Source organism: Paenibacillus sp. FSL P4-0338 (assembly GCF_038002365.1).
Taxonomy (GTDB): Bacteria; Bacillota; Bacilli; order Paenibacillales; family Paenibacillaceae; genus Paenibacillus_AQ.
Genome location: NZ_JBBOCG010000001.1, coordinates 3,739,780 through 3,755,527, shown reverse-complemented (window position 1 = coordinate 3,755,527; position 15,748 = coordinate 3,739,780). Strand labels below are relative to the sequence as shown.

Here is a 15,748-nt window from a genome sequence, read left to right as displayed (position 1 = left end):
GTTTTAAAATATGGCAATCATTTCCTAGTGAAATGGTTGTATTTTTTTGCGAAAACTATACATATCCTCTACGAAAGGACCGATAAACAACATATGATAGATATCCATAGCCACATTCTACCCTTCATGGATGACGGAGCCGCTGATTACGACGCCGCTCTTGCCATGGCGCTTGACGCCCATAACGATGGTATTACAACTGTAATAGCTACCCCCCACCATGCGAACGGAGTCTACATGAATCCGGCCCCGGAGATTGAAGCGGCGGTGCGGTTGCTGAATGCGAAGCTGCAGGAGGCAGGCAATCCGCTGGTCGTGCTGCCGGGGCAGGAGATCCGGATCTACGGAGAACTGCTCGATGATCTGGAGCGCGGACAACTGTTGACGCTTGCGGGTTCCCGGTATATCTTGCTGGAGATGCCCTCTTCACGGGTACCCCGCACGATGGAAGAGACCTGCCATGAGCTGGTCATCCAGGGAATGGTGCCGGTTATTGCCCACCCGGAGCGCAATGCGGAGGTTGCTGCCGATCCGTCCAAGCTGCTGCGGTTAATTGAGCTTGGGGCTCTTGGACAGGTAACCGCACAGAGTATCGCGGGCGTCTTCGGGAGTAAGCTGCAGAAGCTGTCGCTCGAATTATGCCGGCAGCATGCCGTGCATATTATTGCATCAGATGCGCATGATTCTCTTCACCGTCCCTTTGGATTAAGCGAGGCTTACGGGGTGGTTCAGCGGGAATTAGGAGCAGAGTCAGTCGACTTTTTTCTACAAAATGCGCGCGATATCCTTGCAAATAAGGAGATTAATCGAGTTAATTCTATTCAATCTAACAGCAAACTTCATAGATTGTTCGGATTTTTTTCTCGTAAGGGGTGACCTTATGTGTCATTAATGGTAGAATGGGTATTACTGGATTCTTGCACTATTATTAATTCAAATACATACAAAGAGGTGGATGACAAGTGACTTTGAAGAAAAAACTAGCAGTATCTACACTAGCAGTAAGCATGGCAGCGGCATCCGTTGCCGGATTCCCGTTCAGCAGCAAGGGGCTGGCTGAACATTTTGGAGTGAGTACAGCTTCCGCAGCAGCAGTATCGCAGGCAGATGTGAAGGCGAAGGTTGAGAAGATTTATGCTCAGCTGACAGAGAAAGAGAGACAAGCATTGCTTGCTTATGAGCAGGAAGCGGGCAATCTTAGCGCTGAGAAGTTCGAACAGATCTTCCAACCAGTACTTTCTAAGCTTAAATTGAATAATGAAGATCTTGCAACTGCCCATAAAGCTTTCACGAGTGTATCCAGTGTAGTCTACGATGTGTATGACAAGAATTACACTGCAATTAAGGAAATCCGCTACAATCTGGACAACGTTGCCTTGCTGAAGAAGATTGCAGCTAAGGCTGACGTATCTAATCTTACAGCTGACGACTTCACTGAATTCCTGTTCGGTGACAAAGGCGTTGAAGCTGAACTTCGCGCAATGATCAGCAATAAGTCCGCAACTGATTTGTTGAACCTGATCGCTAATGCTTCCAGCACTGATGATGCTCTGAATAAATTGCTGGATGAAGCTATTACCAAGGTGCTGAACCACAACACAGTTGAAGGTGGTCTGACCGTAAGCCAGGTATTGTACAACCTTAACATTACTCCTGGAGATATTAAGCGCAGTCTGAAGAACCTGAAGGATACAATCCCAACAGCGAAGCCAGCAATGATGGCTCTTGCTTCAGCTTATGTTAGAGCTTACATTAACGAGCCTGTAACACCTAATCCTGGAACCCCTGGTGGCAGCACTGGCGGTGGCGGTGGCGGCACAGTAACAACTCCAGTTACGAACCCTACAGCTACACCAGGAATCTACGATGTATCCAAGCTGGTAACGATTGCAGGCAACAAAGCAACCTTGAAGCTGGTAGATGCTGACGTACTGAAAGCCTTTGATGCACTGGTTGCAGCTAATGCCGGTAAGACTGGTCTTACGCTTACCCTGAACCTGGGTACAGTGAACGCGGCAACAGTAGAAGTACCATTGTCCAAAGCAATCATCGAAGCAGCCAAGGCGAAAGGTATTGCCAACATTGCAATTACCTTCAACGGCTTAACCGTAACGATTCCAGTAGGACAGTTCAGTGAAGCTATTACACTGACTACTTCCACTGTAGCAGATACAACCGTAACTTCCCTGTCCAGCAATAAGCTGACTTCGAGCGTATACGACTTCGAATTGACTGTGGGCGGTGTGGTTACATCCACCTTCAAGCAGCCAATCATCATCAAGCTGCCGCTTAAGAATACAGAAGGCATTGACCGCGAACTGCTGTCCGTTGCGAAGGTAGTTTACGGCGCACTGCAATACCAGGGTGGTGTTGTAGACGGTGATCACATCACTGAACCGCGTGACAGCTTCTCTTCCTACGCTGTACTGGAGAACAAAGTCAGCTTCAAGGATGTTGCCAGTGTTCAAGCTTGGGCTGGAAGACAGATCTCAGTCGTAGCAGCCAAGGGCGCTATTGAAGGCGTAGGCAACGGCAACTTTGCTCCGAAGAGCAATGTGACCCGTGCAGAATTCTCCAAGATGCTGATCCGCGCACTGAACCTGGAGAACAACTCCGCGAAGCAGAGCTTCGGCGATGTAAGCTCCACTGCCTGGTATGCTCCTTATGTAGCTGTTGCTGCTGAGAAGGGAATCATTACTGGACGCAGTGCAGCCCAGTTCGATCCTAATGCAACGATTACGCGCGCCGAAATGGCAACGATGATTGCCCGTGCCGTGAAGTCGCAGAAGCCGGAAGCTGCAACGAATGTCAGCTCCCTGAGCAAGTTCTCTGATGCAGGCAAGATCGCTGCTTCTCTGAAAGACGGAGTAGCCTTCGCTGCCAGCAATAACCTGGTTATCGGCAACGCCGGCAAGTTTAACCCTAACAACACAGCTACACGCGCTGAAGCTGCAGTGATTATCTACCGTACGATCAACTTCAAGTAAGTAAATAGTATTGTGGAGAGCCTCCTCTCGTCGTTTAGAGAGGAGGCACTTTTTTAGGATATAGGGTATAAGAATTTACAGCTTGGAGGGAAATGCACTTGTCAGCACAAGAATTGGATTTGCGCGATTATTTCCAGATTGTCAGGAAGAGACTGTGGATGATTATCAGCATTGTTATCGTGGCTTGTGTTCTTGCCGGGATCTACAGCTTATATATCAAGAATCCGGTCTATGAAGCTTCAACGAAGATCATTGTTAATCAGACGCCTACCCAAGCTACGGCAGCGCAGCTGGACCTGAATCAGATTAATACCAACATTCAGCTGATCAATACGTACAAGGAAATTATTAAGACTCCGGCGATCCTTGATGTTGTGGCCAAGAATTATCCGCAATTCGGGATTACGGCAGAGGAAATGCTGAAGAAGGTTAACGTGAGTTCCGTAAATAATACGCAGGTGATGACACTTGTCGTTCGAGATAATTCATACCAGAGAGCCGCAGAGATCGTGAATGCCATATCACTTGTATTTAAGCAGGAGATTCCGTCCTTGTTCAACGTACAGAATGTGTCCATCCTCAACGAAGCCAAGCTTAATCCGCCAGTTGCACCCGGACCGGTAGAGCCGAATGTGGTCATGAACCTCGCCATTGCTTTTATCGTATCCCTGATGATCGGCCTGGGGATTGCCTTCCTGCTGGAGTATCTCGATGATACGCTGAAGACAGAAGACGACATTAAGAAATACCTCGGACTTCCGACTATAGCCATGATTACCCGGCTGGGCCAGGAAGAAACCAAGACCACCGGGCAGCAGACTCAGACACAGAGCAGAAAGGCGGGGGAACTCGAGCATGTCACAGCAGCCAAATAAACAACGCCATCTGATCACCGTGACCAACCCGCGTTCGCCGGTATCCGAAGCCTTTCGGGCACTGCGCACGAACATTGATTTCTCCTCTGTAGATGAACAGATCCAGATTATTATGGTCACTTCTTCCGGACCGGAGGAAGGAAAGTCAACCGTTACTGCCAACCTGGCCGCTGCTTACGCGCAAGCGGATAAGAAGGTGCTGCTAATCGATGGTGACTTGCGCAAGCCTACAGCACATAAGACTTTTTCCCTGAGTAACCGGTATGGGTTGTCCTCCTTGCTCTCGCAGCAGGCGAATCTGTCTGAGGTGATTCAGGAATCCGGTGTGAACAACCTGTATCTGATGACATCTGGCCCGATTCCTCCGAATCCTGCGGAGATGATGGCCTCCAACCGGATGAGTGCGGTGCTGCAGGAGCTGCGCCAGTTATATGATGTGATTCTGATTGATACTCCGCCGCTACTGGCCGTTACAGATGCGCAGATTGTGGCCTCCAAGAGTGACGGCGTAATCATGGTGGTCAGCTACGGTAAGGTGAAGCGTGATATTGCCGCTAAGGCGAAGGCAAATCTGGACCGGGTCGGGGCCAAGATGCTGGGCGTGGTTCTTAACAACGTGAAGCGCAAGGCCAGTGAAGGCTACTACTATTACTACTATGGCAATTGAATTGTTTAATAGATAAATTGTTATTTTTGGAGGCACTGAAAATGACAGCGAAAACAAGAGTGTTGGTATTATTCATGATCGATATTGCGATCATATGGTTCAGCATCGTGACGTCCTACCTGTTCCGGTTCTACAATGAGATTCCGCCGGAATATGTGGTACAGATGATCGTGTTCGGCGTAATCTCCACGGTGGCCGTCGGGGGAAGCCTGGTCTACTTCGGACTCTACCGCAGAATGTGGCAATATGCCAGTATTAACGAGATTATATCAGTTCTCAAAGCTATTGTAGTAGGAGCAGTATTATCTTATGCTGCCGCTTATATTATCTTGCCCGAACGCGTGCCATTCAGCATAGAAGTCCGGTCGATGGAGACGGTTCTGCTGCTGGTTGGGGGAGTCCGCTTCTTCTGGAGAGTCTTCCGCAGTGACCGGAGCAACAACAAGAATACCGAGCTTCATACGCTTATTGTCGGGGCTGGAGATTGCGGAATCCTGATTGCCAAAGAACTGACAGGACCTTCCTTCGCGAGCACCCGGCTGGTTGGATTCATCGATGACAGCGCAGATAAATATCACCTGTCCATTCTGGGTGTGCCTGTATTGGGTAACCGTTATGACATTCCACGGATTGTGAAGGAGAAGCAGATTCACGAGATTATTATCGCGATGCCCTCGGTCTCCAGAACAGAAATATCCGAGATTATTAATCTGGCCAAGGCTACAGGCGCGAAGCTGAAGATTATACCGGCTCTGAATGACCTGATCGCAGGCAAGATTTCCGTCAAGAAGCTCCGCGATGTTAGCGTAGAGGACCTTCTGGGCCGTGAGCCGATTGTTGCAGACATGAACAGTATTCTGGGCTATGTTCATAACAAGACCGTACTGGTTACGGGCGCAGGCGGTTCTATCGGATCAGAGCTGTGCCGCCAGATAGCTCCCTTTGCACCGGACAAGCTGATGATTCTGGGACATGGCGAGAACAGTATCTATACGATTGAGATGGAACTGCGCAAGAGCTTCCCTTATCTGGAGATCGTGACCTTAATTGCTGACGTTCAGGACCGCACCCGGTTAATAGATGTATTCCAGAGCTATAAGCCGCAGGTGGTCTTTCATGCGGCAGCACATAAGCACGTTCCTCTGATGGAGCGCAACCCTTCCGAAGCGATCAAGAATAATGTCTTCGGGACCCGCAATGTAGCCGACTGTGCAGACATGTATGGCGCAGAGCGCTTCGTGATGATCTCCTCCGACAAGGCCGTGAACCCGACTAGCGTCATGGGGGCCACGAAGCGGATTGCCGAGATGTATGTGCAGAGTCTCAATGTAGCAAGTCCTACCAAGTTCTCTGCGGTACGCTTCGGTAACGTATTAGGCAGCCGGGGCAGTGTCATTCCCGCCTTCAAGTCGCAGATTGCCGCCGGTGGGCCGGTCACCGTAACGCATCCCGAGATGGTCCGTTACTTCATGACGATTCCCGAGGCGGTTCAACTGGTGATCCAGTCCGGCTCCTTCGCGAATGGCGGAGAAGTATTCGTCCTGGATATGGGAGCGCCGGTTAAGATCCTGGCTCTGGCCGAGGACTTAATCACACTGTCCGGTTACGAGCCTTACAAGGACATCGACATCACCTTCTCAGGCATCCGTGAAGGCGAGAAGCTGTATGAAGAACTATTGACCGATGAGGAGAACCTGGGTTCCACTCAGCATGACCGGATCTTCATCGGCAGACCTAACGTCTTCACCCGGAGCCAGATGGAGCTTGAATTCAAACGGTTGGAACGGGTTGTCACTGAAGATGCGGAAGCCATCCGCGAAGTGATTAACCAGATCGTACCGATGCAGCCAGTCATCCAGGCAGCCATTAGCTAATTAGAGATGTGGAGGTACCTGAAGTGAAAAGATGGAAAAAAGGTTTGATCTGGACGCTGTCGGTCGTCGTGGTGTTAGGTGCCAGCGGGTTATTCGCGGCCAATTATGCTGTCGATAAACTGATGAACTCAATGGCAGGCGGCTTCGATGTGGAAGCTGGCAATACGCCCAGTGTCCCTCAGGGACAAGTGATTGAGCCTGTGGTAGCAGATAGCGACCCGTCTGCGGAGCCGGCAGCTTCCGCTGATCCGGCTTCAAGCGCTGCACCAGATAGTACACCTGCATCCGGTAATGCCGTTGATCCCGGCACGGAGAAGCCGGTAAGTACTGACAAGCCTGCCAGCACTCCTGCTCCAACACCTGCGGGTGTGGATGGATTAGCCCATATTTCAACGGACAAGGCCAAGGAAGTTCAAGAGAACGTAACGATCACAGATAAAGCGAATGTGGCAGGCATCTTAGCCAAGCAGCTCAGTGTATCAGATATTAAGAGATTGCAAGAGTTAGCCCAAGGCGGACTAACAACTGAGGAGAAGCGGGAAGCCCGTAGCATTATCCTCGGCAAGGTCTCAGAGGAGCAATACAATGAATTAGCTCAGATTGCTAAGAAGTACGGCGTCAGCCAAGGGAAGACACAGGATCAGATTCTGGCTGAAGAAGAAAAGCTCAAAGCCCAAGAAAAAGGAAGTGAATAGGCATGTTCAAGATCAAGATTCCAGCTGCAGCACTTCTGAGCGTAGCCTTAATGGGCTGTGAGCCCCTGATAGCATCGGCTCCGGTTACTGTAGCAGCAGCTACTCCTGTAGCCACTGCAACAGCCGCTCCTATCAAAGCATCCAATTCTATCAAAGTACAGAATGTAGATGTAACCCTGCTATTCGATGGTGTAGCACTACAGCCGCCAGCCGGACAACATGTGTTCATGTACAATAACACCACCTATGTCCCTTTGCGCTTCATGTCGTATGCTCTGCAGAAGAGCGTAAGCTGGGATGCCAAGAACCTGAAGGTAACCGTAGCTGAGCCAAGCAGTGCAGAGATGGTAGTCATTAAGGAATACCTGATGAATGCGACTTCCAGTCCATCTTTTGCAGCCAAGAATATTACCCTGAACAACGTTAATGCAAGTTATGTATTTAGCGGGAGCACGAAGGCATTGCCCGCAGGTCAGTCCAGTTATCTACTGAACGGCTCGATCTATGTCCCTCTAAGATTCTTATCGGAATCTGCAGGAAATTCCATTAGCTGGAATTCGAAAACAAAGACCATAACAGCAAATTCCAAGAACTACGAAGAAGATACGGCTTCTGCGAAACCAACTGACAAGGGACCTAGCCCATCTGCAAGTGCAACCCCGGCACCAGCAGCAACCCCAGCGGCTGAACCAGGTGGAGCAGCAGGCGGTTCAGGAGCGGGAGGAACAGGGTCTGGTAAGGTTTCTTATGAGAGTATCACTAGTGAGACTGAGGCGAAGCTGAGCGCGTTACAGGCGCAGAGTACATCTACATTGTTAGGGATCGCCTTTGAATATATGAGTGCTACAGATGCTGCAACACAGCAAAGTATTAAGGCAAAAGGGATAGAGCAACTAGCTTCTTTTAAAGCCTCATTTAACAGTATAATCGCTGACGCTGAACAAAAACTAAACACTAATGGATATAGCACAGCTATTATTGCTCAGTATAGAGCGGCATTTGAGGCTGAACTGGATAAAGGAAGAGCTGCGGCTGAGGGTATGGGAAAATAATAGCGTTGAATAGCTTTAACAAAGAAGAGACATTGTCGAGAAGATGGCGGGTTAACATCCGCTATTTTCAATATCTGAAAACAGAGGTTGATAGTGAATGAGGCCATACTTAGTAGTAAAAAGGGTTGTTGATTGGCTCATTGCATGTGTGCTTATTGTACTAAGCTCGCCCTTTATGATAGCAGCTATTATAGCTGTGAAAATTAGCTCTAAGGGGCCTGCTTTATTTAAGCAAAAACGCCCGGGAAAAAACTGCAAAATCTTTACGGTTTACAAGTTTAGGACAATGTCTCTAGAGACGGATGAGCACGGAGAGCTTTTGCCCGATATTCAAAGAATGACTAAGGTAGGTTCTTTTTTGCGTAAGACGAGTATTGACGAACTGCCCCAACTGTTTAACATTCTTAAGGGGGATATGAGCTTCATTGGACCAAGGCCACTCCTTGTAGAATACCTGGACTACTATTCGGCTGAGGAACTTCGTAGGCATGATGTTACCCCTGGGATATCCGGATGGGCTCAAGTTAATGGTCGAAATGCAATTACGTGGGATGAAAAGTTTAAATTAGATATCTGGTATGTTGATCATATCAGTGCTCAATTAGATTTAAAAACTGTCATTAAAACAATACTTAATGTTATTAGAAGAACGGGAATTAACAATACAGATGCTACTACAATGTCCTCATTATCTTCTATAAGGGAACGAAGCTTGTAGTGCTGCAAATAGGCCTTTTATGGAGGATATTATGATAACTATTAACACGGTTACTGTTATAGGAGCAAATGGTTCTATGGGAGCAGCGGTGGCTGGAATATTTGCTTCATTCGGTAATGTTAAAGTATACATGGTCAGCAGAACTATCAATAAGTCTTTAGAAGGAATAGAAAAGGCTATTAAGTCAGTACGAGCAGATTCGATTAGGGGACATTTAATACCGAAGACTTTTGATGATTTGGCGCAATGTATTGTTGAATCTGATTGGATATTTGAATCTGTAGCTGAGGATTATACAGTGAAAGAGTCTGTTAACTCTACTATTTCCCGACATAGAAAGCCTGGGACAATTGTGAGTACAGGTACATCAGGTCTTTCTATTGAAAGGCTAAAGGAAAGCTTTGATATGGAGGGACAATCTTTATATTTTGTTACTCATTTCTTCAATCCTCCGTATAGTTTGCCGCTGTGTGAACTAATTCCAAGTAATCAGTCCGATAAGGAAATCACATATTTATTGAAGGATTATCTTGAAAAAGTATTGTTTAGAAAAGTAGTTGTATTAAAAGATGCGCCGGCCTTTCTAGCGAACCGGGTGGGGTTTCAGTTCATGAATGAAGCACTTCAATTTGCGGAGTTGTATCAAGACAGGGGTGGAATTGATTATATTGACGCTATACTCGGACCTTTCACAGGAAGAGGCATGCCGCCACTTGTGACAGTCGATTTTATTGGACTGGACGTGTATAAAGCAATTACTGACAATCTCTACAATAATACTTCTGATTGCTACAATGAATCTTTTCAATTACCTGATTACATGAACACACTCATATGTGAAAAAAAGTTAGGGAGGAAATGCGGTCAGGGGTTATATAAGCTTGAGAGAGATAGTACGGGTAAAAAACATATCTATGTGTATGACATTCAATCTGACAGTTATCGTTCTCAAATTCAATATTCCTTTTATTTTGTTGAAAAAATGGTTGCTGCAATAAAAGAGTCTAAATATGATGAGGCAATTAAAATTCTTATTAATAATGACTCGGAAGAAGCTCGCATATGCAGATATTTTCTACAGAAATATATTACTTACTCAGTTCTTGTAGCTGATGAAATTGCTGGAAGTATACATGATGCAGATACTGTAATGGCATATGGCTTCAATTGGGTGCCACCATTAGCACTTTTACAATTATTTGGTGGGAAAGAAGTTGTAATTGACCATATGAGTAAAGATAGTAGACTTACATCATTTATCGAACCATTTAGCAATATTAATATTCAGAAATCTAATATGGATTTTAGAAGGTACTTAAGAGCTAAATTTTGAGTATTGATTTGGGGGCAGTGATGAAAAAAGTATATATACTGGGTGGAGAGCAGAGCGATTTTGAACGTAATTGGAGTAAAGAGGGCAAATCTCTTGTAGGTATGTTTCGTGAGGTTATAGAAGATGCTTTCCGTTTATCTAATATTTCATATGAAGAGATTAGTAGACTTAATAAAGAAAATAAAGTAGGTGCCTTTGTAGGTAATTTTGCAGCAGAAAACTATTTATCTCAAGGACATCTAGGGGCTTTTCTTACAGAAGTTAATGAGGCGTTTAATGGAATTCCTTCTGCGCGTTATGAAGCAGCATGTGCGTCAGGCTCAACTGCTATTGATGCAGGCATGGCTAAAATTCTAAGCCAACAGTTTGATTTGGCTATTGTTGTGGGAATTGAAATGATGAAGACAGTTGATAGTAAGTTAAGTGGCACTTTTCTTGGAAGTGCGGCTTATTATGAGAAGGAAGCAGCAGGAGTAGACTTCCCATTTCCGAATCTTTTTAGTAAATTAGCGGATGCTACTATTGAAAAATACAATCTTAATGCGAATCGTTATATGAGTAATCTGGCTGAGATATCTTATATTAATTATTCTAATGCAAAAAGAAATACTAAAGCTCAAACAAGAAATTGGTTTATGAGCAGAGCACAAGCAAATGAGAGAAAGACTGGTACAAATCCTCTCGTAGGAGGACGGCTAGCTGTTAGTGATTGTTCTCAAACAACAGATGGTGCCGCAATGGTATTTCTTGCTTCGGAGGAGTATGCTCGGAGTTATTGCAAAAGAAATAATTATCTAATAGAGGAACTTCCATATATTAAAGGGTGGGGACATAGAAATGCTCCTCTAACCTTTGATGCTAAAATTATTGATAGTATAAATGATCCGTATATCTTGAAGTGGACAAGAACAGCTGTAGAAGAAGCATATAAGAAATCGGGTTTGCATGTTAATGATATGGACTTGTTCGAGGTCCATGACTGCTTTACATCCAGTGAATATGCTACCTTATCATGTTTAGGGCTAACGGAACCTGGAAGAGAATACGAAGCAATAGAGTCAGGTTTGATATCATTTAATGGGAATAAGCCCGTAAACCCAAGCGGTGGACTTATTGGTGGTGGACATCCCGTAGGGGCGTCGGGTATTAGGATGTTGTTAGATTTATATAAACAAACTTCAAACAAAGCAGATGAATGTCAAGTTGAAAATGCTAAAAATGCCATGATGTTAAACATTGGAGGATCAGCAACAACTAACTACACATTCATAGTAGGTAGAGATTAAGAGGTGAGAATATTATGAAGGATCTTGTACTTATTGGAGCGGGTGGGTTTGGAAGGGAAGTTGCTTGGCTCGTTGACAATATTAATAAAGTTGAGAAAGTATGGAATCTTGTTGGATTTATAGATCCAGCTCATAAAGGTGAAAGTTTGAACGGTGTTCCTGTACTTGGCGGAATGGAATGGTTAAGTTCAAGACAATCTCCAGTTTCTGTTGTGTGCACTATAGGCAATCCTGAAATTAGAAGTAAAGTGATTGCTGAAGTTTCGATATACTCAACAGTTAGTTTCGCAACATTGATTGATCCTTCTGTCATAATGTCAAAGTGGGTCGAAGTTGGAGAGGGAAGTATTATTTGCGCCGGGTCTATTTTGACAGTAAATATTTCGATTGGGAAACATGTTATTGTGAATTTGGATTGCACAGTTGGACATGACGCTACTATTAATGATTTTTGCACACTTTATCCTAGTGTTAATCTTTCTGGTAATACACATCTTAAGAGTTATGTGGAACTGGGAACGGGAAGTCAGGTCATACAGGGTATAAATGTTGAAGACAGAACGATTGTAGGAGCAGGTGCAGTAGTAGTGAGAAATTTACCAGCAAACTGTACTGCGGTAGGTTCACCAGCTAAACCAATAAAGTTTAACTAAAGTAAAGGTGACGATGAAATGTCTAATAATAGAATTTTCCTATCCCCACCGCATATGAGTGGAAATGAAATGAAATACATACAGGAGGCATTCGATAGTAACTGGATTGCTCCTTTAGGTACTAACGTTGATAAGTTCGAAGAAGAGATTTGCGACTATGTTGGCATGGAGCATGGGCTTGCCTTGTCATCGGGGACAGCAGGAATTCACCTGGCACTGAAATACTTTGGTGTAGGTCCTGGTGATTATGTGTTCTGTTCAGATTTAACTTTTGCAGGAAGCTGTAATCCGATTCTTTACCAGTATGCGAATCCAGTATTCATTGATTCCGAACCGGAAACTTGGAACATGTCACCCATAGCTTTAGAGAAAGCATTCGAGTGGGCCAAAAATGAAAATAAAATGCCAAAGGCAGTTATTATAGTAGATTTATATGGTCAAAGCGCAGATTATGATGCATTACTTCCGATCTGTGAGCATTATGGTGTACCTGTCATTGAAGATGCTGCAGAAGCCCTTGGAGCTTCGTATAAAGGGAAGAAATGCGGCTCATTTGGTCACATTGGTATCTTTTCATTTAACGGGAACAAGATTATCACTACCTCTGGCGGTGGAATGATCGTTTCTAATGACGAAGAGGCTATTCAGAAGATGCGATTCTGGGCGACACAGTCTAGAGAGCCGGCGAAGCATTATGAGCATAAAGAGGTAGGATATAATTACCGGATGTCTAATATTTGTGCTGGGATTGGGCGGGGGCAGCTATTAGAGTTGGACAACATAGTGGAAAAAAGAAAGCTGGTTAATACAAGATACAAGGAATTGTTAACTAATTATCCAGTGGAATTTATGCCTAATTTAACAGGATATGAGCCGAACAATTGGTTGACAGTATTGACTTTAACAACAAATGAAAGCAACTTAAGAGATGATATTCTTAATGAAATTGAAAAGGAAAATATTGAAGCTCGGCCTGTATGGAAGCCTATGCATTTGCAGCCACTTTTTAAAGATTATGAGTTCTTTAGCCATAAGGATTCTATATCTGATGAATTATTTGAGACGGGGATTTGTCTTCCTTCAGGTACAGGAATGACCGTTGATGATATTAAAAGGGTTGTCTCAGTAATTAAAGAGACCTTTAAATTGGTATTGCGATGAAAATTATAATAATTTCTGGTTACACTCCATCGCTTTTGAATTTCCGTGGAGATTTAATCAAGGCAATGGTTGCCAAGGGATATGAAGTTATAGCAGTAGGACCTGAAAGCGGATATGAAGAGCCATTAGCAGAATTAGGAGCTAGATTTGCTCAACTTCCACTTGTAAGAACAGGGACCAATCCCTTGAATGACCTCGCATTAATATTTAAAATTTACAAATTTATTAAATCCGAAAGACCAGACTTGGTTTTTAGTTATACTATTAAACCTGTTATTTTTGGATCAATTGCTGCCCGATTGGCAGGTGTCAAAAATATTCATGCTATGCTCACTGGGCTAGGGTATGTTTTTATAGCTCGTGGGAAAAAAGCAGCAATCATTAGAAGCATTAGTAAGACTCTCTACCAAATTGCTTTGAAGAGTTGTAAAAGAGTACTGTTTCAAAATCCTGATGACTTAAATGAATTCGTATCACAACAATTAGTTGATAAAAGCAAGACTGCTCTTATTAATGGCTCTGGCGTGAATATGGACTATTTTAGTGCTGTACCTTTGCCTCAGGAGACGAATTTTTTAATGATATGCAGAATTATTAAAGATAAGGGTGTAATGGAATATTTAAGAGCTGCTGAAATCGTAAAGCAATCTTATCCTCAAATTAATTTTTCACTAGTGGGACCTTTTGATACTAACCCTAATTCATTAAGCCACGAAGCCATACAACCCTTTATTGATTCAAAAACTGTTAATTATTTGGGTGAGGCTAAGGATGTTAGGCCGTTCATAGAAGCGGCTTCAGTATTTGTATTACCCTCTTATAGAGAAGGTACGCCAAGAACTGTTCTAGAAGCTATGGCTATGGGAAGGGCCATTATTACCACAGATGCTCCAGGGTGTAGGGAAACAGTGATTCATGGTGTGAATGGATTTTTGGTTCCGGTTAAAGATGTTAATAGCCTAGTGAAAGCAATGGTATTTCTTATAGAACATAATGATGATCTTATAAAAAAAGCAGGAAAAAGTCTTGAAATATGTAAAGAGAAGTATGAAGTTAATAAGGTTAATAAGAGTGTTATGAATATTTTGGAGATTTAAAAATAAATAAAGTTTTGGAGGATGACCATGACGACTCTTTATGAACAGATATCCAGAAAGGAACAAAAAATATCTATTATCGGGCTAGGGTATGTAGGAATGCCTTTAGCAATTGCCTTTGCCAAAGCGGCTGACGTTATTGGTTTTGATATTTCTAAGAGTAAAGTAGAAGAGTACAACAAGGGCATTGACGTTACCAAAGAAGTAGGTAATGAAGAAATACAAAATACCACAGCCTACTTTACATCTGAGGAAATTCACTTACAGAATGCTAAGTTTCATATAGTTGCTGTTCCTACACCTATAAATAAAGATAAGACACCTGATCTCACGCCAATTATATCTGCGAGTAAGACTTTAGGAAGAAATCTGACTGCTAATTCGATCATTGTTTTTGAATCAACAGTTTTTCCTGGGGTTACTGAGGATATTTGTGTTCCGATTCTAGAAGAATACTCGGGGTTGAAATGTGGAGTAGACTTTAAAGTAGGCTATTCTCCCGAAAGAATTAACCCTGGAGACAAATTACATAGGCTTGAAACAATTATTAAAGTTGTAGCAGGAATGGACGAAGAATCATTAGAACAGATTTCAAAGATATATAGCATGGTCATAACTGCAGGAGTATATCAAGCAGAGAGCATCAAGGTTGCTGAGGCTGCAAAAGTAATAGAAAACTCTCAAAGAGATATAAATATAGCATTTATGAATGAACTATCGATTATTTTCAATAAGTTGGGGATTGATACTCAATCAGTGCTGAGAGCGGCAAAGACTAAATGGAACTTCCTAGACTTCAAGCCTGGGCTAGTAGGTGGACACTGTATAGGTGTAGATCCATATTATTTAACATATAAGGCAGAAGAAGTTGGCTATCACTCACAGATCATTCTTTCAGGAAGAAGAATAAATGATGGGATGGGGAAATATGTTGCTGAGAATGTTGTTAAAAATCTTATTCAGGCAGACCTTTCCATTCACGATGCAAAAGTTGCAGTATTAGGATTTACATTTAAAGAAGATTGTCCAGATACTAGAAACAGTAAGGTGATTGATATTATTAATGAGTTAAGAGAATACAAGATAGAACCACTTATTTATGATCCTGTAGCTGATACTGTAGAAGCAGAACATGAATATGGAGTGACCTTCTCAGATATTAAGAAAATTAATAATCTTGATGTGATTATTTTAGCAGTATCTCATAAAGAGTTTTTGAATATGAACTTAAATGATTTGGATATCCTATTTAAGAAAGTAGATAATAGCAAAAAAATAATTATTGATGTTAAAGCTATATTAGATCGAGGAGAAACAGAAAAATCAAATTATAGATATTGGAGATTATAA

At 43.5% G+C, this 15,748-nt stretch carries 14 protein-coding genes; all 14 read left to right on the top strand.

What is annotated here, in order from left to right:
* Positions 1 to 93 precede the first annotated feature (93 nt).
* Complete coding sequence (locus MKZ07_RS16480; protein ID WP_341026603.1) at positions 94 to 876, top strand: tyrosine-protein phosphatase; 783 nt, start codon at positions 94 to 96, stop codon at positions 874 to 876.
* Between the two features lie 92 nt (positions 877 to 968).
* Positions 969 to 2,987, top strand: coding sequence for an S-layer homology domain-containing protein (locus MKZ07_RS16475; RefSeq protein WP_341026601.1), 2,019 nt, complete (start codon positions 969 to 971; stop codon positions 2,985 to 2,987).
* A 98-nt stretch (positions 2,988 to 3,085) separates the two neighbouring features.
* Positions 3,086 to 3,862, top strand: a complete 777-nt coding sequence (locus MKZ07_RS16470) for a YveK family protein (RefSeq protein ID WP_084649006.1) — start codon at positions 3,086 to 3,088, stop codon at positions 3,860 to 3,862.
* Positions 3,843 to 4,529, top strand: coding sequence for a CpsD/CapB family tyrosine-protein kinase (locus tag MKZ07_RS16465; protein ID WP_036697555.1), 687 nt, complete (start codon positions 3,843 to 3,845; stop codon positions 4,527 to 4,529). Before MKZ07_RS16470 ends, MKZ07_RS16465 begins: the two co-directional genes overlap by 20 nt.
* Before the next feature lie 41 nt (positions 4,530 to 4,570).
* A complete protein-coding gene (locus tag MKZ07_RS16460; protein ID WP_341026595.1) occupies positions 4,571 to 6,403 on the top strand; it encodes a polysaccharide biosynthesis protein in 1,833 nt (610 codons plus the stop codon).
* Positions 6,404 to 6,426: 23 nt separating this feature from the next.
* Complete coding sequence (locus MKZ07_RS16455) at positions 6,427 to 7,098, top strand: hypothetical protein (protein ID WP_341026592.1); 672 nt, start codon at positions 6,427 to 6,429, stop codon at positions 7,096 to 7,098.
* 2 nt (positions 7,099 to 7,100) lie between these two features.
* Complete coding sequence (locus tag MKZ07_RS16450; protein WP_341026588.1) at positions 7,101 to 8,150, top strand: stalk domain-containing protein; 1,050 nt, start codon at positions 7,101 to 7,103, stop codon at positions 8,148 to 8,150.
* A 97-nt stretch (positions 8,151 to 8,247) separates the two neighbouring features.
* Positions 8,248 to 8,868, top strand: a complete 621-nt coding sequence (locus MKZ07_RS16445; protein ID WP_341026587.1) for a sugar transferase — start codon at positions 8,248 to 8,250, stop codon at positions 8,866 to 8,868.
* Positions 8,869 to 8,899: 31 nt separating this feature from the next.
* Positions 8,900 to 10,201 (top strand): 3-hydroxyacyl-CoA dehydrogenase family protein, encoded by a 1,302-nt coding sequence (locus tag MKZ07_RS16440; RefSeq protein WP_341026585.1) that lies wholly within the window; start codon positions 8,900 to 8,902, stop codon positions 10,199 to 10,201.
* A gap of 20 nt (positions 10,202 to 10,221) precedes the next feature.
* Positions 10,222 to 11,487 carry an acetyl-CoA acetyltransferase gene (locus MKZ07_RS16435; RefSeq protein WP_341026584.1) on the top strand — a complete coding sequence of 422 codons (1,266 nt, stop codon included), beginning with the start codon at positions 10,222 to 10,224 and terminating at the stop codon, positions 11,485 to 11,487.
* Between the two features lie 14 nt (positions 11,488 to 11,501).
* A complete protein-coding gene (locus tag MKZ07_RS16430) occupies positions 11,502 to 12,140 on the top strand; it encodes an acetyltransferase (protein ID WP_341026582.1) in 639 nt (212 codons plus the stop codon).
* An 18-nt stretch (positions 12,141 to 12,158) separates the two neighbouring features.
* Positions 12,159 to 13,301: a DegT/DnrJ/EryC1/StrS family aminotransferase gene (locus tag MKZ07_RS16425; RefSeq protein WP_341026580.1), complete on the top strand. Its 1,143-nt coding sequence runs from the start codon at positions 12,159 to 12,161 to the stop codon at positions 13,299 to 13,301.
* Positions 13,298 to 14,398 (top strand): glycosyltransferase family 4 protein, encoded by a 1,101-nt coding sequence (locus tag MKZ07_RS16420; RefSeq protein WP_341026578.1) that lies wholly within the window; start codon positions 13,298 to 13,300, stop codon positions 14,396 to 14,398. Before MKZ07_RS16425 ends, MKZ07_RS16420 begins: the two co-directional genes overlap by 4 nt.
* Before the next feature lie 27 nt (positions 14,399 to 14,425).
* Entirely contained in the window at positions 14,426 to 15,748 is a 1,323-nt protein-coding gene (locus MKZ07_RS16415) for a nucleotide sugar dehydrogenase (protein ID WP_341026576.1), read from the top strand.